This window comes from Micromonospora sp. WMMC250 (genome assembly GCF_027460215.1).
Classification (GTDB): Bacteria; Actinomycetota; Actinomycetes; order Mycobacteriales; family Micromonosporaceae; genus Micromonospora; species Micromonospora taraxaci.
The window spans coordinates 3,436,887-3,456,445 of record NZ_JAPZBJ010000002.1; the positions used below are offsets into that span (position 1 = coordinate 3,436,887).

The 19,559-nt window shown below is 71.9% G+C and carries 17 protein-coding genes; 3 read left to right on the forward strand and 14 right to left on the reverse strand.

The features are described from left to right. The first annotated feature begins 91 nt into the window (after positions 1–91). Positions 92–2,203 carry an amylo-alpha-1,6-glucosidase gene (locus O3438_RS15080; RefSeq protein WP_269680565.1) on the forward strand — a complete coding sequence of 704 codons (2,112 nt, stop codon included), beginning with the start codon at positions 92–94 and terminating at the stop codon, positions 2,201–2,203. A 196-nt stretch (positions 2,204–2,399) separates the two neighbouring features. Here the strand turns inward: O3438_RS15080 and O3438_RS15085 are convergent, their stop codons facing one another. The 7 genes from O3438_RS15085 to truB all read right to left on the reverse strand — a co-directional run bounded on the left by O3438_RS15085 (position 2,400) and on the right by truB (position 10,270). Continuing rightward, positions 2,400–2,870 carry a GNAT family N-acetyltransferase gene (locus tag O3438_RS15085; protein ID WP_269680566.1) on the reverse strand — a complete coding sequence of 157 codons (471 nt, stop codon included), beginning with the start codon at positions 2,868–2,870 and terminating at the stop codon, positions 2,400–2,402. Between the two features lie 85 nt (positions 2,871–2,955). Next, positions 2,956–3,723 carry a 4-hydroxy-tetrahydrodipicolinate reductase gene (gene dapB / locus O3438_RS15090; RefSeq protein ID WP_269680567.1) on the reverse strand — a complete coding sequence of 256 codons (768 nt, stop codon included), beginning with the start codon at positions 3,721–3,723 and terminating at the stop codon, positions 2,956–2,958. Positions 3,724–3,884: 161 nt separating this feature from the next. Continuing rightward, the gene (locus O3438_RS15095; RefSeq protein WP_269680568.1) at positions 3,885–5,282 is read right to left on the reverse strand and encodes a M16 family metallopeptidase; all 1,398 of its coding nucleotides are present in this window, start codon (positions 5,280–5,282) and stop codon (positions 3,885–3,887) included. Positions 5,283–5,329: 47 nt separating this feature from the next. Further along, entirely contained in the window at positions 5,330–7,711 is a 2,382-nt protein-coding gene (locus tag O3438_RS15100) for a polyribonucleotide nucleotidyltransferase (protein WP_269680569.1), read from the reverse strand. A 229-nt stretch (positions 7,712–7,940) separates the two neighbouring features. After that, entirely contained in the window at positions 7,941–8,210 is a 270-nt protein-coding gene (gene rpsO / locus O3438_RS15105; protein WP_030337594.1) for a 30S ribosomal protein S15, read from the reverse strand. A 189-nt stretch (positions 8,211–8,399) separates the two neighbouring features. Next, complete coding sequence (locus O3438_RS15110; protein ID WP_269680570.1) at positions 8,400–9,329, reverse strand: bifunctional riboflavin kinase/FAD synthetase; 930 nt, start codon at positions 9,327–9,329, stop codon at positions 8,400–8,402. Positions 9,330–9,385: 56 nt separating this feature from the next. Next, positions 9,386–10,270 (reverse strand): tRNA pseudouridine(55) synthase TruB, encoded by an 885-nt coding sequence (gene truB, locus O3438_RS15115; protein ID WP_269680571.1) that lies wholly within the window; start codon positions 10,268–10,270, stop codon positions 9,386–9,388. A 200-nt stretch (positions 10,271–10,470) separates the two neighbouring features. Here truB and O3438_RS15120 point away from each other — a divergent pair, with 200 nt between their 5' ends. After that, on the forward strand, positions 10,471–10,773 hold the full coding sequence (locus O3438_RS15120; RefSeq protein WP_269680572.1) for a hypothetical protein: 303 nt from the start codon (positions 10,471–10,473) through the stop codon (positions 10,771–10,773). Positions 10,774–10,783: 10 nt separating this feature from the next. Beyond that, entirely contained in the window at positions 10,784–11,755 is a 972-nt protein-coding gene (locus O3438_RS15125; protein ID WP_269680573.1) for a hypothetical protein, read from the forward strand. Positions 11,756–11,766: 11 nt separating this feature from the next. Here O3438_RS15125 and O3438_RS15130 read toward each other — a convergent pair whose 3' ends face one another. The 7 genes from O3438_RS15130 to infB form a co-directional block, all read right to left on the reverse strand. Beyond that, on the reverse strand, positions 11,767–13,089 hold the full coding sequence (locus O3438_RS15130; RefSeq protein ID WP_269680574.1) for an MATE family efflux transporter: 1,323 nt from the start codon (positions 13,087–13,089) through the stop codon (positions 11,767–11,769). Positions 13,090–13,762: 673 nt separating this feature from the next. Further along, the gene (locus O3438_RS15135; RefSeq protein ID WP_269683653.1) at positions 13,763–13,972 is read right to left on the reverse strand and encodes a DUF6186 family protein; all 210 of its coding nucleotides are present in this window, start codon (positions 13,970–13,972) and stop codon (positions 13,763–13,765) included. Beyond that, entirely contained in the window at positions 13,972–14,379 is a 408-nt protein-coding gene (locus O3438_RS15140) for a hypothetical protein (protein WP_269680575.1), read from the reverse strand. The genes O3438_RS15135 and O3438_RS15140 overlap by 1 nt, the downstream gene beginning before the upstream one ends. 100 nt (positions 14,380–14,479) lie before the next feature. Continuing rightward, complete coding sequence (locus tag O3438_RS15145; protein ID WP_269680576.1) at positions 14,480–15,538, reverse strand: DHH family phosphoesterase; 1,059 nt, start codon at positions 15,536–15,538, stop codon at positions 14,480–14,482. Continuing rightward, positions 15,535–16,026 (reverse strand): 30S ribosome-binding factor RbfA, encoded by a 492-nt coding sequence (gene rbfA / locus O3438_RS15150; protein ID WP_269680577.1) that lies wholly within the window; start codon positions 16,024–16,026, stop codon positions 15,535–15,537. The genes O3438_RS15145 and rbfA overlap by 4 nt, the downstream gene beginning before the upstream one ends. Before the next feature lie 126 nt (positions 16,027–16,152). After that, positions 16,153–16,449, reverse strand: a complete 297-nt coding sequence (locus O3438_RS15155; protein ID WP_145785009.1) for a DUF503 domain-containing protein — start codon at positions 16,447–16,449, stop codon at positions 16,153–16,155. Positions 16,450–16,539: 90 nt separating this feature from the next. Continuing rightward, positions 16,540–19,557, reverse strand: coding sequence for a translation initiation factor IF-2 (infB, locus tag O3438_RS15160; RefSeq protein ID WP_269680578.1), 3,018 nt, complete (start codon positions 19,555–19,557; stop codon positions 16,540–16,542). Between the last annotated feature and the right edge of the window lie 2 nt (positions 19,558–19,559).

Here is a 19,559-nt window from a genome sequence, read left to right on the forward strand (position 1 = left end):
GTTCAAGTTTCTGGAATGTTTCGCACTTTGCACGGCCAGGGTCGCGATGTCAAGACGTCCGCCCCGCACCCCGAGGATCTGGAGCCACACCGTGATCGAACGCCAGCTGCAACCCCTCCTGCACGAATTGGTCGGGGTGGTCCACGCCCCGACCAGCGCGCTGGGGGACGCGACCGGGCAGATCCGCCCGACCGGCGTCCAGGGCGTCTTCCACGCCGACGCCCGGGTGCTCTCGCGTGCCGAGGTGCGCGTCGACGAGCGGGAACTCGAAGGGCTGACCCGTGGCGACGACGGCCCGCACGGCGCACGGTTCGTCGGCCTGGCCCGCTGGCTCGGCGACCCCACGCCCGACCCGACCGTCCGCGTCGAGCGGCTCCGCCGGGCCACCGGCAACGGTGTCACCGAGGAGCTGCGGATCGTCTCCACCGCCACCGTCGGCGTACGGGCCACCGTCACCGTCGACCTCGGCTGCGACCTCGCACCCATCGAGACCGTCAAGTCCGGTGGCACCACCACCGCGTTGGAGGCCAAGACCGGTCAGCCGGGCCTTCTCACCTGGTCGGCAGCCGGGATCACCGTCACCGTCAGCGCACCGGGCGCGGACGTGCTGGCCACCGCCGAACACGCCACCGCGCCCCGGCTGACCTGGCCGGTCGACCTGGCCCCCGGCGGCGAGACGACGCTGAGCTGGAAGCTGACCGTCGAGGACCCACGCGCCGTCGTCGTCAGCCCGGCCGGCGGCCCCGAGTGGTCCCGGCCCACTGTGACCGCCGACGACCGCCGCCTGGTCCGCCTGCTGAACCGCAGCCTTGACGACCTGCGCGGCCTACGGCTGGCCGAGACCGGCGCGCCGGCCGACGTGTTCCTCGCCGCCGGGGTGCCCTGGTTCCTCACCCTGTTCGGCCGGGACAGCCTCTGGGCCGCCCGGATGATGCTGCCGCTCGGCACCGACCTCGCCGCCGGCACCCTGCGCGTGCTCGCCCGCCGGCAGGGCACCCGGGTCGACCCGGCAACCGGCGAGGCCCCCGGCAAGATCCTGCACGAGCTGCGCCGGCACGAGTTCACGGTGCCCGGCAACGGCCTGCGCCTCCCACCCGCGTACTACGGCACCGTCGACGCCACGATGCTCTGGGTCAACCTGCTGCACGACGCCTGGCGCTGGGGTCTGTCGGCCGAGCAGATCGAGCCGCTCCTGCCACACCTGGAGGCGGCCCTGGGCTGGCTCGGCGAGCACGCCGACCCGGACGGCGACGGCCTGGTCGAGTACGTCGACACCACCGGACACGGACTGTCCAACCAGGGCTGGAAGGACTCCGGCGACGCCGTACGCTTCCACGACGGCACCCTGGCCACCGCGCCGATCGTGCTGGCCGAGGTGCAGGGGTACGCGCACGAGGCGGCGATGAACGGCGCCGCCCTGCTGGACGCCTTCGGCCGACCGGGCGCGGACCGTTGGCGCGACTACGCCGCCGGCCTGGTCCGCCGATTCCGGGACAGTTTCTGGGTCGACGGCCGGTACGGCCCCCAGCCCGCCCTCGCCCTCGACCGGGACAAGCGCCCCGTCGACTCGTTGACCAGCAACATCGGTCACCTGCTCGGCACCGGTCTGCTCGACCGCGACGAGGAGGCCCAGATCGCCGGGCTGCTCGCCACCGACACGCTCGCCGGGGGATTCGGGCTACGGACCATGGCCACCGACGACGCCGGCTTCAGCCCGCTGTCGTACCACTGCGGTTCGATCTGGACCCACGACACCGCGATCGTGCTCGGCGGTCTGGCGCGCGCCGGGCACCGCACGGCCGCGCTCGGCCTGGCCGAGGGGCTGCTCAGCGCGGCCGAGGCGTTCGACTACCGGCTGCCGGAGCTGTACGGCGGCGACGACCGGTCATTGCTGCACCGCCCGGTACCGTACCCGGCCGCGTGCCGCCCACAGGCGTGGTCGGCGGCCGGAGCGGTCCTGCTGCTCCAGGCGGCGACCGGCCTCTACCCGGACGTGCCGGGCGGCACGGTCCGGTTGGCCCCGCTGGCCGGGCCCGAACTGGGCGGGTTGCACGTCGACGGACTGCGCGTCGGCGACGCCTCCGTGACCGTCACGGTCGACCAGACGGGCGACACCACGGTAACCGGCCTCCCCACCCGGCTGACCCCGCTGACCCCGACCATCCCCACCCAACGCCACCCCACCACCCCAGCCCTGCACTAAACCCACCCCGCCCCCGCCCCCACCCCCGTCCGTCCGCCCCGCCCGCCCGCCGTCCCGCCCGGCCCCGCCCCGCGCTGTCGATCATGGAGTTGTGGTGGGCTTTCGCTCCGCACATGCCCCTTATGAGGGGCACCACAACTCCATGATCGACGCGAAAGGGTGGGGTGGGGTGGGTGGGGTGGGGGTGCGCGTCGGGTTAGCGGCGGAGTTCGGTGATCAGCTCTTCGTCGTCCATCTCGCCGGTGGGGTGGAAGCCCAGGGAGGTGTAGAGGGAGGCGGCCTGGGTGTTGTCGGGGTGGTACGAGAGACGGACCGGGGGGTTGCCCTCCCGGGTGGACAGCCAGTCGGCCAAGGTCCGCACCGTTGCCCTGCCCACACCGCGGTTCTGTTCGGCGGCGTCGATCAGCATGCCGCCGATCCAGTGCGAGCCGTCGTCGTCCACACCCCACATGACGTGCCCGACGACGGCCTCGTCGGCGTAGACGGCCAGGGAGTTCCACACCTCGGAACGGGTGCTCAACAGCAGGTAACGCGCGCCGAGGGCGGCCACGAAGCGGCGTTGGTCGTCGCGCGGAGCGACATCGGCGACCGCCCGCCAGTTGTCGTCGTCGACCGACCGGAGCGTGATTCGCCGCCCGTGCCGGTCCAGGTGTCCACCATTGATCATCGGCGGATGCTACCCGGTCGGAGACCTGAGATCGTGGACAGTTTCCGTCAGCGCGTGACGGTAACTGTCCACGATCTGCGCGGGCTCAGTCGAGCAGGGCGTCCAGGCCGACGGTGAGGCCGGGACGGTTGCGCACCGCGCGCACGGCCAGCAGCACACCGGGCATGAACGACACCCGGTCGTACGAGTCGTGCCGAATGGTCAGCGTCTCCCCGGTGCCACCGAAGAGAACCTCCTGGTGGGCGACGAGCCCGGTGGCGCGTACGGCGTGGACGCGTACCCCGTCGATGTCGGCGCCGCGCGCACCCGGAACCTCGTCCTTGGTGGCGTCCGGCACCGGGCCGAGGCCGGCCTCGGCACGGGCCCGGGCGATCTGCCGGGCGGTGTGCGTGGCGGTGCCACTCGGGGCGTCCAGCTTGCGCGGGTGGTGCTGCTCGATGATCTCGACGGACTCGAAGTGCCGGGCGGCCCGCGCGGCGAACTGCATCATCAGCACCGCGCCGATGCCGAAGTTCGGGGCGATCACCACTCCCACCTCGGGCTTGTCGGCGAGCCAGCCGCGCACCTGCTCCAACCGCTGCTCGGTGAAGCCGGTCGTGCCGACCACCACGCTGATGCCCTGGTCGATGCACCACTTCAGGTTGTCCATGACGACGTCCGGCGTGGTGAAGTCGACGACCACCTCGGCGGTGGCGACGGCGGAACGGTCGTCGCCCTGGTCGATCGACGCCACCAGGGCGAGGTCGTCGGCGGTGTCGACCGCCTTGCAGACCTCGACGCCCATCCGCCCGCGGGCACCAAACACGCCGACCCGCACCAGCCCGGCGGGGGTCTTCTCCTGCTCGTCAGTCACGGGGCACAACCTATCCCAATCGGGACGTGCCCCTCGGGCCGGATCCGGTCGGCTCCACCGCCCGGGACGACCGGGCCGGAAGGGTTCCGCGCGCACGGCACGCCCGCGCCACGGACGACCAGACCGAAACGCGACCGCGACGACCGGGTCGCACCGCGAGGTCAGACCGCGAAGTCGCCGTCGCCGAAGGGGCCGACGACGGCAAGCGACATCGGTCGGCTGAGCAACTCGGCGGCCAGGACGTTCACGTCCTCCACCGTCACCTCGTCGACCCGCCGGAGCAGCTCGTCGACCGGCATCAGGTCGCCGTAGAGCAGCTCGCCCTTCGCCAGCCGACTCATCCGGGACCCGGTGTCCTCCAGGCCGAGCACGAACGAGCCCTTGCTCATCCCCTTGCCCCGGGCCACCTCGGCCTCGGTCAACCCTTCGGCGGCGACCCGGGCCAGCTCGGCGCGGGTCAGGGCCAGCACCTCGTCCACCTTGCCCGGCGCGCAGCCGGCGTAGACGGCGAACAGGCCGGTGTCGGCGTACTGGCTCGCGTAGGAGTAGACCGAGTACGCCAGGCCGCGCTGTTCGCGGATCTCCTGGAACAGGCGGCTGGACATGCCGCCGCCGAGGACGTTGTTGAGCACCCCGAGAGCGAAGCGCCGCTCGTCGAGGCGGTCGATGCCGGGGCAACCGAGGATGACGTGCGCCTGCTCGGTCTCCTTCGGCTCCACGACGGTGGTCGCCGGCTTGGTGCGTACCGCAGGGGTCGCCGGACGGTACGGCGCCGGAGTGGCCGGGTCGCTGTCCAGAGGGGTGCCCCGCACCGCCTGCCGGACCAGCTTGACCACCGTGGCGTGGTCGAGGTTGCCGGCGGCGGCGATGACGATCTGCGGCGCCGTGTAGCGGCCCCGGTAGAAGCTCTGGATCTGCCGCCGGGTCATCGGAGTGACGGTCTCCGCGGTGCCGGAGATCAGCCGGCCCAGCGGGTGGTCGCCGTAGACCGCCTGGACGAAGAGGTCGTGCACCTCGTCACCGGGCTCGTCGTCGTGCATGGCGATCTCTTCGAGGATCACGCCACGTTCGGTCTCGACGTCGGCCGGTTCCAACAGCGAGTCGGCGACCAGGTCGCACATCACGTCGATCGCCAGCGGCAGGTCCTCGTCCAGCACGCGGGCGTAGTAGCAGGTGTATTCCTTCGTGGTGAAGGCGTTGGTCTCACCGCCCACCGCCTCGATCTGCGAGGAGATCTCCAGGGCGTTGCGCTTGTTGGTGCCCTTGAAGAGCAGGTGCTCGAGGAAGTGCGCGGCGCCGGCCTGCGGGCCGGTCTCGTCGCGGGAGCCGACCGCCACCCAGATGCCGAACGAGACGCTGCGCATCGCGGGGATCGCCTCGGTGAGCACGCGCAGGCCGCTGGGCAGCACGGTACGTCGTACCGTGCCGCCCAGCGGGTCGTCGCTGAGCGTCCGGGTCACCGCGCGGGTGGTGCCGCCGGAGCGGCCCACCCCCGCGGCCCGAGAAGGAGCCACCCCCCGTCGATCCGGCGGAAACGGCGCGCTGAAGGCCCGACTCACGTGTTGCTCCCGGTTCAACGAGGGGTGGGTGTCGCAGGTGCTACTGGTCAGCTGTGCCGGGTCCGGCGGCGCGGACGCTCGCCGCCCTCGCCACCCTCGCCGCCGCCGCCCTCGCCGCCGCGCTCCGGGCCACGCCCGCCCCGGTCGCCGCCACGCTCGCGGTCACCGCGGTCACGCGGAGCCCGGTCGCCACGGTCACGACCAGCGGGGCGGTCGCCACCGGCAGCCTCACCGGCGGCCGGCGCCTCGGCACCCTCCGGACGGACCTTGTCCAGGTAGATCTTGCCGCGGGCGTCGATGTCCGCGATCTCGACCTCGACCCGGTCGCCGACGTTGAGGAAGTCCTCGACGCGCTCGACCCGCTTGCCGTCGCCCACCTTGGAGATGTGCAGCAGGCCGTCGCGGCCCGGCAGCAGCGAGATGAACGCACCGAACGCGGCGGTCTTGACCACCGTGCCGAGGAACCGCTCGCCCTGCTTCGGCAGCGTCGGGTTGGCGATCCCGTTGATCCGGTCGACGGCCGCCTGGGCCGACGGGCCGTTGGTGGCACCGACGTAGATCGTGCCGTCGTCCTCGATGGAGATCTCGGCGCCGGTCTCGTCCTGGATCGCGTTGATGGTCTGACCCTTCGGGCCGATCACCATGCCGATCTTGTCCACCGGGATCTTGACGGTGGTGACGCGCGGTGCGTAGTCCGACATCTCGGCCGGAGCCTCGATCGCCGCCTTCATGACACCGAGGATGACCTGCCGGGCCTCGTTCGCCTGCTGCAGCGCGGCGGCCAGCACGTCCGACGGGATGCCGTTGAGCTTGGTGTCGAGCTGGAGAGCGGTGACGAACTCCGGGGTGCCGGCGACCTTGAAGTCCATGTCACCGAACGCGTCCTCGGCACCGAGGATGTCGGTCAGCGTCACGTACTGGGTCTTGCCGTCGACCTCGTCGGAGATGAGACCCATCGCGATGCCGGCGACCGGCGCCTTCAGCGGGACACCCGCGGAGAGCAGGCCCAGCGTCGACGCGCAGACCGAACCCATCGAGGTGGAGCCGTTGGAGCCGAGGGCCTCGGACACCTGACGGATGGCGTACGGGAACTCCTCGCGCGTCGGCAGCACCGGGATCAGCGCGCGCTCGGCGAGAGCGCCGTGGCCGATCTCGCGACGCTTCGGCGAGCCGACCCGGCCGGTCTCACCGGTCGAGTACGGCGGGAAGTTGTAGTTGTGCATGTAGCGCTTGCGGTTCTCGGGGGACAGGGTGTCCACCATCTGCTCCATGCGGAGCATGTTCAGCGTGGTGACGCCCAGGATCTGGGTCTCGCCCCGCTCGAACAGCGCCGAACCGTGCACCCGGGGCAGCACGCCGACCTCGGCGGTCAGCGCCCGGATGTCGCGCGGGCCACGGCCGTCCATGCGGACCTGCTCGCGCAGCACGCGGTTGCGCACCTCGGACTTGGTCAGCGAGCGGAAGGCGGCGCTGAGCTCCTTCTCCCGACCCTCGAACCGAGCGCCCAGCTCCTCGGCGACCCGGGCCTTGACCCGGTCCAGGGCCTCCTCGCGGTCGGCCTTGCCGGCGATGGTGATCGCCTCGGCCACGTCGCCACGGGCGAACTCGGCGACGGCGTCGTACACGTCGTCCTGGTAGTCCAGGAACACCGGGAACTCGGTGACCGGCTTGGCGGCGACCTCGGCCAGCTCGCTCTGCGCGCGGCACAGCTCACGGATCGCCGGCTTGGCGGCCTCCAGGCCGCTGGCGACGATCTCCTCGGTCGGGGCGGTGGCACCGGCCGAGATCAGGGCGACGGCGTTCGGCGTGGCCTCGGCCTCCACCATCATGATCGCGACGTCGCCGTCCACGAGGGTGCGGCCGGCCACGACCATGTCGAAGGTGGCCCGGGCCAGCTCCTCCAGGGTCGGGAAGGCGACCCACTGGCCGTCGATGTGGGCGACGCGGGTCGCACCGATCGGGCCGGAGAACGGGAGGCCGGAGAGCTTGGTCGACATCGAGGCGGCGTTGATCGCCACGACGTCGTACGGGTGCTGCGGGTCGAGCGCGAGGACGGTCTCGACGACCTGGACCTCGTTGCGCAGGCCCTTGACGAAGGACGGGCGCAGCGGCCGGTCGATCAGGCGGCAGGTGAGGATCGCGTCCTCGCTGGGCCGACCCTCACGGCGGAAGAACGAGCCGGGGATGCGGCCCGCGGCGTACATCCGCTCCTCGACGTCGACGGTCAGCGGGAAGAAGTCGAACTGCTCCTTCGGGTGCTTACCGGCGGTCGTCGCGGAGAGAACGACCGTCTCGCCCAGCTGGGCGATGACGGAACCGGCGGCCTGGCGAGCCAGCCGGCCGGTGGAGAAGGTGATCTCACGGGTGCCGAAGGACCCGTTGTCGATCACGGCGGTGCGGGATTCGGTGCCGAGTTTGGTCTCGGTCATGTGCTGTCGTGCTCCTTCGCGTCGTGGGCCCACGACATCGGGGAGCTGCTCAGCCGGCCGGTCTTCGATCGAAGCGCCCGGGGTGGCCGGCATCATGCCGGGGTTCCCGGGGGCCACTACCGGAGACCGGTACGCTGACCGGCTCCCTCTCGGGTGGTCGCGCGGCCCATGGTTCTTCTGGTGGGGACGCGGTACGGGGGAGCGACCGGTCGGTCACTCCCCCGTCACGTCACCGGCGCAGGCCGAGCCGCTCGATGAGCGACCGGTAGCGGGCAATGTCCTTCTTCTGGACGTAGTTGAGCAGCCGACGGCGACGGCCGACCAGCAGCAGCAGCCCACGGCGGCTGTGGTGGTCGTGCTTGTGCACCTTCAGGTGCTCGGTCAGCTCGGCGATCCGCTTGGTGAGGACCGCGACCTGGACCTCCGGCGAACCGGTGTCGCCCTCGGCGGTCGCGTACTCCGCGCGGATGCTGGCCTTGGCTTCCTGGTCGAGCGCCATGTTCTCCCTGTTTCGATGGGTTGATCAAGTAGGTCGTCCGTCGTCCCGATGGACCGGGAACGGACCGGTACCTCGCACCCGCGGCGTCGAGCAGGCACGCGAGGCCCCACGCCGGTCACCCGACGTCCCGGCAAGACTACCAGCACTCGCCGGTAACACCCGGCCAAGGGCCGCCGCCGGGCCCGCCGATCAGGCCAGGGCGTGCCGGGTACGGGTGACGTCCTGCTCCATCTGGGCGATCAACGGCTCGATCGAGTCGTACCGGACCTGGCCGCGCAGGTGCGCCACGAAGTCCAGGGCCAGGCGCTCGCCGTACAGGTCACCGGAGAAGTCGAGCGCGTACGCCTCGACCCGCCGCTCCCGGCCGGAGAAGGTCGGGTTGGTGCCCACGGACACCGCGGCCATCAGGGGCTCACGTTGCCCGCGGCGGATGAGCCGGGCCGCGTACACCCCGTCGGCGGGCACCGCCGCGTACCTGTGGCAGAGCAGGTTGGCGGTGGGGAAGCCCAGCTCCCGACCCCGCTGGTCGCCGCGGACCACCACGCCTTCCAGGCGATGGGGGCGGCCCAGCGCGGCGGCCGCCGCGCCGACGTCACCCGCGTCGACGCAGGAGCGGATGTACGTGGAGGAGAAGACGGTGCCGTCCTCGGCGACCAGCGGGCCGCCCTCCACGCCGAAGCCGAAGGTGCGGCCCAACTGCTCCAGCAGCGCCACGTCGCCGGCCGCCCGGTGCCCGAAACGGAAGTTGGCGCCGACCACCACCAACGCCGCGTGCAGGTGCTCGACCAGGACGTCGTGCACGAACTGTTCGGCCGGCAGCCGGGAGAACTCCGGTGTGAACGGCACCACGCAGAGCACGTCCACGCCGAGTGCCTCGATCAACTCGGCCTTGCGGGCCGGTTCGGTGAGCACCGCCGGGTGCGAGCCGGGCCGGACCACCTCGGCCGGATGCGGGTCGAAGGTCACCACCACCGACTGCACGCCCAACTCCCGGGCTCGGGCCACGGTGTGCCCGATGGTCGCCTGGTGCCCCTTGTGCACGCCGTCGAAGACGCCGATGGTGACGACCGAACGCCCCCACCCGCCGGGCGCCGCGTCGTACCCCCGCCACCGCTGCATGCCGTTCCTCCCCTGCTGTCCCGCCGGCCGGGGGCCGGCGGACCTGCGCCCCGCCGTCAGGCCGGGGCGAGCACGATCTCCGCGCGGGCCCGCCCGTCCCGCTCGCTGACGATAGCGATCAGACCGCCGGCGGGTCCGAAGACGGCATACGGCCCGGTGCGGCCGGTCGGGTCCAGCGGCCCACCGTGGGCGAGCACCCGAGCCTCCTCGGGCGTGGCCTCCCGACGCGCGAAGAAGCGGTCGGCTGCCGCGTCCAGCGGCAGGTTCACCACCTCCGGGGCACGCTGCTCCAGGTCGTCGAGGGTGGCCGCCTCGGCGAGGGTGAAGCCCCCCACCGCGGTCCGGCGTAGCGCGGTCAGGTGCCCGCCGACACCGAGCGCGAGGCCCGCGTCCCGGGCGATGGCCCGGATGTACGTGCCCGACGAGCAGGTGACGTCCACGTCCACGTCCACCAGGTCCGGTTCGGTACGGCGGATCGCCAGCACCTCCAGGCGGGAGATGGTGACCCGCCGCGACGGCAGTTCGACGCTCTCGCCCTCGCGAACCCGCTTGTACGCGCGCTGACCGTTGATCTTGATGGCGCTGACCGCGCTCGGCACCTGGTCGACCTCACCGCGCAGCGGGGCCAACGCCGAGCGGATCGCGTCGTCGGTGAGATGACCGGCCGGCGTGCTGGCGATCACGTCGCCCTCGGCGTCGTCGGTGACGGTGGCCTGACCGAGCCGGATGGTGCCGGTGTAGCTCTTGCCCGCGCCGATCACGTAGGTCAGCAGGCGGGTGGCCCGGCCCACACCGATCACCAGCACACCGGTGGCCATCGGGTCGAGGGTGCCGCCGTGGCCGACGCGTCGGGTCTTGGCCAGCCGGCGGATCCGCGCCACCACGTCGTGCGACGTCATGCCGCCGGGCTTGTCGACCACGATCAGACCATCGGTGCTCACGTCGGCCAAGCCTGCCAGACGGGCCGTACCGTCCGGTGCGTGGGCACGCCACGCGTGACCGGAGCCTCCGCCCGGGTGACCTGAACGGGTTGGCCGGATGCGAGGTCGATCCGGCGGTTTGTCCGGCGGGGCAGCCGGCCGACCTCCACGGATGCGAAGATCATCCGCCCGCTGACCGCGCCCCGAGATCAGGACCGCCGATGACCTCCGACCGACCTCCGGGCCACGAGCACCGCGCCCGGGTCGACCTGCCGCAGTGGATGCGGGATCCGACGCCGAAGCGGCGGACCCCGGCACGCTACGTCGACGACCTGATCGAGGGCTGGCCGCCGCTACGGGCCGCCCGCCGGGCGGTGTGGCACTGGCGCGACCGGAGCCGATGGGGCGAGTCGCATCCGAACATCGTCGCCGTGCTGTCGTTCGTCGTGGCCGCAGCGATCGGCACCGCGTTGGTGACCGGCACCTACTATCTGCTCGCGCTGGCCACCAGCGGCGAATACTGACGGAGAAACCGTGACAGACACATCGTCGAACGAGCCCACACCGACGGGCCCGGCAGACCCACCGCCGCCCGCTGCGGTAGCCGAGGTCAACCCGGTGCGGCTGCCCGAGTGGATGCACTCGGCACAGATCGAGCACCAGCCCACCGGCTGGGACCGCGTCCGGTTCTTCTCGGCCCGGCACAACGGGGCACTGTTGGTCGGCCTCGGGTTGGTGCTGGCACTGCTGATGGTCGTCGGCGGCGGGGTGCTGGTCACCCACATCGCTGGCGGTACGACCGCCGCACCGTCCGGCGATCCAGATCAACCGCGGGACCTGTTCGCCGGCACCCCGGCCGCCTCCTTCCCTCCCGCCGAGGAGGCCGTGGTGCTGCCGACCGCGAACCCCACCGGCCCGTTCAGCGCGGCTGAGGTACGTGCCGCGCTGGAGTCGGTACGCGAGGCACTGATCAAGGGCCGGGTCGACTCCTCGATGCTGCTGGGAAACCGGGTGCCGTTCCTCGCGCTGTTCGGCCCGGACGCCGCCAAGCAGGTCGGCCCATACTTCAGCGACGGCGACTTCCTGAGTTTCGCCACCCGGATTTCGACACCTGAGAGGTGGGACGACACCCGGGCGAACGGGCGGATCAGTTACCGGGCCACCGAGGAGGACGACATCCGGCTGCTGGAGGTGACGACGGAGTTCGTCTGGGCGTACTCGTTCAAGGTGGACGTGCGGGCGCCGGCCGGCGCGGGTGTGGTGGTGATCCGCGACAAGGTGATCTGGCAGGTGCCGTACACGGGCGACGTGCAGGCCGCCAGCCAGGGCCTCTGGCTCGCCTCGGCGGACGCCGTGAGCTGGAACCTGCGATGCGACGGGTTGCGTGACGGCTGGGTGCAGGAGCAGACGTGGAGCGCCGACCGGCATCTGGACCAACTGCCGGCGGGTGACCCGGGGACGATCTTCGACCTCGACGCGCCCCCGCCGACCACCACCCGCTGCTGACCGAGCGGTGGTCAGCGGACCGCGCCGACCACCGCCCAGTTGCCGTTGCGCAGGCGTAGCAGCAGGGCGACCAGCCGGATCACCACGAACAGTGTGAGCCCGGCCCAGATGCCGCCCAGCCCGAGGTCGAGGGCGTACGCCAGCCAGATGGCGGGCAGGAAGCCACCGAGCGCCGCCACGATGGTGAGGTTGCGCAGGTAACGCACGTCTCCCGCGCCGATCAGCACGCCGTCGAGGGCGAACACCACACCGGCCAGCGGCAGCATCACGACGAACCACGGCCACGCGACCATGGCCTGCTCGCGTACCCCCGGGTCGGAGCTGAACCACGTCGGCACCACGCCGGCACCGGCGGCGACGAACAGCGCGAAGCCGACGCCGCAGATTCCGCCGAGCAGCCCGATCCGGCGGGCGAGCGCCCGCGCGCCCGCGTCGTCGCCGGCGCCGAGCGCGGCGCCCACCAGCGACTGCGCGGCGATGGCGAGGGCGTCGAGCACCAGCGCGGTGAAGAACCAGAGTTGCAGGGCGATCTGGTGGGCGCCGACGGCGGCGGCGCCGAAGCGAGCGGCGACGGCGGTCGCGGAGAGGAAGCTCGCCTGGAACGCCAGCCCTCGGATCAGCAGGTCCCGGCTGAGCACCAACTGCTGGCGGATCACGTGAGGTCGGGGCCGCAGCGACACCCGTTCGGCGACCAGCGCGGCGGCGAAGAGCGCACCGCAGAGGGTCTGCGCGACGACGTTGGCCACCGCCGAGCCGACCAGACCCAGCCCGCCGGGGTAGACCAGCAGCGGGCAGAGCAGCGCGGAGAGCAGGTTGGGGCCGAGCACGAAGTACAGCGGGCGGCGGGTGTCCTGCACGCCGCGCAGCCAGCCGTTGCCGGCCGCGGCGAGAAGCAGGCCGGGAGCGCCGAGGGCCGCGATGCGCAGCCAGTGCGCGGCGGCGTCGGCCACGTCGCCACCACCGCCGGCGAGGGTACGCGCCAGCGCGCCTCCGCCGAACTGCATGCCGATCGCGATCAGCAGACCGACACCGAACGCCAACCAGGACGACTGGACGCCCTCGGCCACCGCGGCGGCCCGGTCTCCCGCGCCGAAGCGGCGGGCGGCGCGCCCCGTGGTGCCGTACGCGACAACGGTGCCGACCCAGGCGGTGAGCGTCATCACCGTGCCGCCGACGGCGAGCGCGGCGAGCGGCACCCGGCCGAGGTGACCGACCACCGCCGTGTCGACAAGCACGTAGAGCGGCTCGGCGGCGAGCACCACGAGGGCCGGCAGGGCGAGGCTGGCGATCCGGCGCGGCGAGACGGATCGGTCGGTGGTGGCGGTCTGGCTCATCGCCGCCGATCCTGGCACGACCCCGGTAAGGATCGCAATCCCGCCGACTGCTTACTTCGTCGGCAGGCTCCCGCAGCGGGTGGCGCCCAGTGTCGTGGCACTCCCCCGTGCGGAATCTGCGGGCAGGCAGTCGGGGGGTCGGCCTCTCTGGTCAGAGGCTTTTGAGCTGATGTCGTAGACGAATCACACCGGCCGGTAAGACCCCGAACAGGCCCCGCGTGCTGTCGCAGGCGATTCAGCTGAACAGGCGCACCAGGGAGCGTCCGACCCGGTCCGACCGCACGACCAGAGGGATCAGCGCCGGCTCGGTCGGGTCACTGGCGGGTGTCCATCGACGTCTGCAGCGCGCGGCGAGCCTGCTCACGGGCGTCGTCGGTGGTCTCGGGCTTGGGCTTGTTCGGCATGGTGGTGGTCCTTCCAGGGAGCGAGCCACCGACACACGGCGGCCCTCGCGGGCGGTCCTGCTGAGCGCCCCACGGCGGTCCGGGGTTACCGGAGCAGCCGCCTGGGCAGCGTGAGCCCGGGTCGGTCCGACCCTGGAGGGAGGCGGCACGAGGTGTGGCACCACCACCCATGACCTGCACCGCCACGCGGCGCCGGCCCTCTCCCAAGTTATCGTTCAGGTCCACATGCTGCTCACGGTTCCCGCCATCTGGACGGTCGGCAACCCGGCTCAACGGGCCAGGAAGTGCCACCCCAGCCACCACCAGAACCCGAACAGACCGATCCGGCCCACCGGCACCAGACCGACCTCGTAGCGCATCACGTACGCGCAGACCTCGCCTAGGGTGGGGATCCGGGAGCCCTCCCGCCGGGCCATCCACTCGACCGCGGCGAAGAGCACCAGCGCGGCCAGGAAGCCGCCGATCGCAAGCGCCCGCATCATCGCCGCACCAACCCCCAGAAGGCCGCCAGCCAGGCGAACCAGGCCGCCGAACGGGTCAGCTGATCCTCCAGGAGAGGGTCGGCGAGCCGGGAGAAGGTGGGGAAGTCGTCACCGGCGGCCAGCACGAAGGTCGCGCCCTCGAAGACGCCGAAGACCACCACCGGCACCGCCCACCAGACGGCTCCCGCACCCAGACGGCGCGGCGCCGGTCGCCGAGGCACGCGGTTGCTCAGACCGAGCCAGATCAGCACCCCGCCGGTGCCGAGGGTGAACAGATTCGCCTCGGTGGAGAAAGAGGCGAACCGACCACCGACCAGCGACAGGCAGACCAGGACGGGAACGGAGACGGCGGGCCGGTCCCAGGCACGGGGGGCCTCCACGGTGAGGTCGTGCGGCTGCTCCATCCCGCAATTCTTCCCGGTCTCACGGAGCGCGGGAAGACCGACACTCCCCGGAGCTGACCCTGATCTTCGAGGTGGCGGATCGATGACGGTGATCGTCGCGTCAGCTCGTGGGCTGGACCAGCGCCCCGTCCAGTTGGTCACGGATCGACTCGACCACCTGCTCCACGGTGCCCCGACCGGTGAAACCGGCCGCGAACGTGTGACCACCACCGCCCAGCGCGACCGCGACCCGGCTGACGTCCACAGCGCCCTTGCTGCGCATCGACACCGCCCACTCGCCCGACGTGGTCTGCTTCAACACACAGCCCACGTCCGCCTCGGCGGTACAGCGCACCGAGTCGATCAACGCCTCCAGCACGTACGGCCGCTGGTCGTGTCGGGCCAGGTCGTCCAGGGTCGCGAAGGTCCAGACGAACCCTCGGCCAGCTGCGGCGGTCGGTTCCAACTGGGCCCGACCCAGCACCTCACCGAAGAGACGGACCGCGCCGAAGGGCCGGGTGTCGAACACCCGCCGCGAGATGTCGCCCGGCGAGATGCCGGTGGCCAGCAACCGGGCGGCCATCTCGTGCACCGCCGGGGTGGTCGCCGCGAACCGGAACGAACCGGTGTCAGTGGTCAGGGCCACGTAGAAGCACTCGGCGATCTCCCGATCGACCACGACCCCGAGCCGGACCAGCAACCGCTCGGCCACCACCGACGTCGCCGCTGCACCCGGATCGACAAGGTTGACAGTGCCGAAACCCGGGTTCGAGGCATGGTGGTCGAGCACCAACGCCGCACCCGCCGACGACAGACGCCCGGCCAACTCGCCGAGGCGCGACTCGCTCGCCGCGTCGAAACAGATCACCAGATCGGGTGCCGGGTCCGCCTCGTCGGCCGGAACCAGCAGCTCCAGCCCGGGCAGCCCGTGCAACGGCTCCGGCACCTCCGGCGGGCCGGGGAAGGTCGCCTGCACCTCGCGTACGCCGAGCTGCCGCAGGCCCAGAGCGAAGCCGAGCATGCTGCCCAGGGCATCGCCGTCCGGGTTGACGTGACAGATCAACAGCACCCGGGCGCCCACCGGGAGATCCCGCAGCAGCGTCTCGGCCGCAGCCCAGTCCGCCTCGGTGGGGACAACCCCGGCCGCCCCGGCCAGCGGGGCGCTGGTGGCGCTGGTCACCGCGTTTCCCCACCCCGCGGGGTCTCCTTGACGTCGGTGGCCTCGTCGGCCTCGTCCGCCTCGTCGTCCTCGTCGTCCACCCGGTAGGGCTGGGCCTCTCCCGCGTACTTCGCCTGGGCGGCGAGCCGCTGCACCTCGGCGTCGGCGTTACGGGCGGCGGCGAGCAGGTCGTCGATGTGCTTGACCTGGTCCTGCACGTCGTCGAGGACGAACGCCAGGGTCGGCGAGTGCCGAAGCCCGAGGGCCTTGCCGACAGTGCTGCGCAGCATCCCCTTGGCGCTCTCCAGCGCGGCGGCGGTGTCCGCCTGGGCCACCGAGTCGCCGAGCACCGTGTAGAAGACCGTCGCATCGCGCAGGTCCGCGGTGATCCGGGCGTCGGTGATGGTGATCATCCCGAGCCGCGGGTCCTTGATCTGGCTCCGCACCACCGACGCGACCAGCTCACGCACCCGCTCGGCGTGCCGGCGTACCTTGGCCGGATCAGACATCTCGCCACCTCCACGGCGTCCTGCTCCCGGTCGACCCGGCGACCCGCAGGCCGCCGGCCGACCGGCCAACATCTCGAACACTACCTTCGCGGCCGCACCGGTCGCCCGGCACAGCCGGCACCGTGGTCAGTCGTCGTCCACGCCGTACAGCCGGCGTCGAACCGACAACAGCTCGACCTCGGGACGGCCGGCCACCAGGCGCTCACAGGAGTCGAGCACCTCGCGGACGTGCACTGTCTCGGCGGCCACCACGGCCACCGCAATCTGCGCCCGACCGTGCAGGTCGAGCGCTCCCACCTCGGCGGCCGACACCTCGAAGCGGCGCAGCGCCGCCACGATCGGCCGTACATATGATCTCTTGGCTTTGAGCGACCGGGAGTCGCCCGGCAGCAGCAGGTCGAAGACCGCGGTTCCGGTGAACATCGCCCCGGACGATACCGCCAACCCGCCCCGCATGATCAAGGGGTTTACGCCTGGCGGCGTAAACCCCTCGATCAGCGTGTCACTGCCGGATCAGGCGCGAACCTTCTCCCGCATCTCGAAGGTCTCGATGACGTCGCCGACCTGGACGTTGTTGTAACCACCCAGGGTCAGACCACACTCGAAGCCCTCACGGACCTCGGTGGCGTCGTCCTTGAACCGCTTCAGCGAGGTGATCGTGAGGTTGTCCGCCACGACCGTCCCGTCCCGAAGCAGTCGAGCCTTCGCGTTGCGCCGGATGATGCCCGACCGGACGATGCAACCGGAGATGTTGCCGATCTTGGACGAGCGGAAGACGTCGCGGATCTCCGCGGTGCCCAGCTCGGCCTCCTCGTACTCCGGCTTGAGCAGGCCCTTGAGCGCTGCCTCGATCTCCTCGATGGCCTGGTAGATGACGGTGTAGTACCGGATCTCCACGCCCTCGCGGTCGGCCATCTCACGGACCTTGTTGGAGGCCCGCACGTTGAAGCCGATGATCGTGACCGGCTCGGACGACGCGCTCGCGAGCATGACGTTGCTCTCGGTGATCGCGCCGACGCCCCGGTCGAGGACCTTGAGCTGGACCTCCTCGGGGATGTCGAGGTTGAACAGCGCGTCCTCCAAGGCCTCCACCGAACCGGAGACATCGCCCTTGAGGATGAGGTTGAGCGAGGTCTTCTCGCCCTCCTTGAGCTGCTCCATGAGCGTCTCGAGGGTGGCCCGACCACGGGAGTTGGCGAATGCCGCCGCCCGCCGCCGCGCCTGCCGCTGCTCGGCGATCTGCCGCACGGTGCGGTCGTCCGCCGCCGCGAGGAAGGTGTCGCCCGCGCCGGGCGGCGCGGTCAGACCCAGAACCATGACCGGACGCGCCGGCCCAGCCTCGGAGAGCTGGTTGCCGTTCTCGTCGAGCATGGCCCGGACCCGGCCGTGCGCCCCACCGGCGACGATCGAGTCGCCCGCCCGCAGGGTGCCCTTCTGCACCAGCACCGTAGCCACCGCACCGCGACCCTTGTCCAGGTGCGCCTCGATGGCCACACCCTGCGCCGGCCCGTCGATCGGAGCGGTCAGCTCCAGCGACGCGTCGGCGGTCAGCAGGACGGCCTCGAGCAGCTCCTCGATGCCGATGCCCGGCTTGGCGGCCACGTTGACGAACATGGTCTCGCCGCCGTACTCCTCGGCGACCAGGCCGTACTCGGTCAGCTGCTGGCGGACCTTGTCCGGGTTGGCATCCGGCTTGTCGACCTTGTTGACCGCGACCACGATCGGCACGTCGGCCGCCTTGGCGTGGTTCAACGCCTCGATGGTCTGCGGCATCACGCCGTCGTCGGCCGCGACGACCAGGATCACGATGTCCGTCACCTGGGCACCACGGGCACGCATGGCGGTGAACGCCTCGTGACCCGGGGTGTCGATGAAGGTCACCGCGCGGTCCACACCCTCGTGCGGAACGTGCACCTGGTACGCACCGATGTGCTGGGTGATGCCACCCGCCTCGCCGGCCACGACGTTCGCCTTGCGGATCGCGTCGAGCAGCTTGGTCTTACCGTGGTCGACGTGACCCATGACGGTCACCACCGGCGCACGGCTGACCAGACGCTCCTCGGCCACCTCCGCGTCGAGGTCGATGTTGAACTGCGCGAGCAGCTCGCGGTCCTCGTCCTCCGGACTGACGATCTGGATGTCGAAGCCCAGGTGCTCACCCAGCAGCTGCAGGGTGTCGTCAGAGCAGGACTGGGTCGCGGTGACCATCTCGCCCAGGTTGAACATCTCCTGGACCAGCGAACCCGGGTTGGCGTTGATCTTGTCCGCGAAGTCGGACAGCGAGGCGCCGCGGGACAGCCGGACGACCTGACCCTGACCCCGGGGAGCACCCGAGCTCATGGTCGGAGCCGACAGGTTGTCGAACTCCTGTCTGCGCTGCTTCTTGGACTTGCGACCCCGCGTCGGCCGACCACCCGGACGCCCGAAGGCACCCGCGGCGCCGCCGCCACGGCCACGACCGCCCGCACCCGGACGACCGCCGCCACCGGCCGGACCACCCGGACGGAAACCGCCACCGGGAGCACCGCCACCGCCACCGGGACCGCCACGGTAGCCACCGCCACCGCCGGCACCCGCGCCGCCACCGGGGCCGCCGCGGTAACCGCCACCGCCACCGGCGCCACCGCCGGGACCGCCACGGAAACCACCGCCACCGCCACCGGGACGACCTGCGCCGCCACCGGGGCGACCAGCGCCACCGGGACCGGGACGACCGGCCGCCGGACGCTGACTCGGCATGGACGCCGGGCTGGGCCGCGGCGGCATCGAGTTCGGGCTCGGCCGCGGCGGCATACCCGCCGGGGTGTTGGGGCGGGGACCACCCGCACCAGCGGCCGGGGGCCGCTGCTGCTGGCCACCCTGGATGCCGAACGGGTTGTTACCGGCGCCGCGCGCCGGCGGGCGACCACCCGGTCGGGCACCCGGACCCGGAGCAGGCGCGCTCGGGCGAGCTGCCGGCGAACCGGGACGGGGCGGCATCGCGGCCGGACCCGGCCGAGGGCCGGGACGGTTACCGCCGTCTGCCGGGGGCTCCCGGCGAACGGGGTTCTCCCGCTGCTGCTGGCGGGCGGCCTGCGCGGCCCTGACCGCGGCCTCCTGCTCAGCCTTCAGCGCGGCGGCACGCGCCTCCGCGGCCGCCACCTCGATGTCGTGGGCGCTCGCCGGCTTGGCGACCGGAGCCGCGGGCTGCGGCGCAGCGGGCACCGGACCCTTCGGCTTCGGGCCGGGCACCGGCGCGGCCGGCCGCCGAGGCGGCATCGGCTTGGCCGAGACCCGGGGCGCGCCCGGGGTCGGGGACGTCGTCGGGGTCGGGTTGGAAGCCGGCGTCGACGCGGGCGCCGACGGGGCGGCCGCTGCCGGAGCACCGGCGGACGCGACGAATGCGTTACGCAGCCGCCGGGCGACGGGCGCCTCGACGGTGCTCGACGCGGACTTCACGAACTCGCCCATTTCCTTCAGCTTGGCGAGAACGGTCTTACTCTCGACCCCGAGCTCTTTTGCAAGCTCGTGTACGCGGGCCTTGCCTGCCACTG

Bases quoted from the DNA above. Each gene is read 5' to 3' on its own strand.
- O3438_RS15085 (WP_269680566.1), bottom strand. From the start codon at position 2,870: ATGATCAATGGTGGACACCTGGACCGGCACGGGCGGCGAATCACGCTC.
- O3438_RS15100 (WP_269680569.1), bottom strand. From the start codon at position 7,711: ATGACCGAGACCAAACTCGGCACCGAATCCCGCACCGCCGTGATCGAC.
- rpsO (WP_030337594.1), bottom strand. From the start codon at position 8,210: ATGGCGCTCGACCAGGAAGCCAAGGCCAGCATCCGCGCGGAGTACGCG.
- O3438_RS15110 (WP_269680570.1), bottom strand. From the start codon at position 9,329: ATGCAGCGGTGGCGGGGGTACGACGCGGCGCCCGGCGGGTGGGGGCGT.
- O3438_RS15120 (WP_269680572.1), top strand. From the start codon at position 10,471: ATGACCTCCGACCGACCTCCGGGCCACGAGCACCGCGCCCGGGTCGAC.
- O3438_RS15130 (WP_269680574.1), bottom strand. From the start codon at position 13,089: ATGAGCCAGACCGCCACCACCGACCGATCCGTCTCGCCGCGCCGGATC.
- O3438_RS15135 (WP_269683653.1), bottom strand. From the start codon at position 13,972: ATGCGGGCGCTTGCGATCGGCGGCTTCCTGGCCGCGCTGGTGCTCTTC.
- O3438_RS15140 (WP_269680575.1), bottom strand. From the start codon at position 14,379: ATGGAGCAGCCGCACGACCTCACCGTGGAGGCCCCCCGTGCCTGGGAC.
- rbfA (WP_269680577.1), bottom strand. From the start codon at position 16,026: ATGTCTGATCCGGCCAAGGTACGCCGGCACGCCGAGCGGGTGCGTGAG.
- O3438_RS15155 (WP_145785009.1), bottom strand. From the start codon at position 16,449: ATGTTCACCGGAACCGCGGTCTTCGACCTGCTGCTGCCGGGCGACTCC.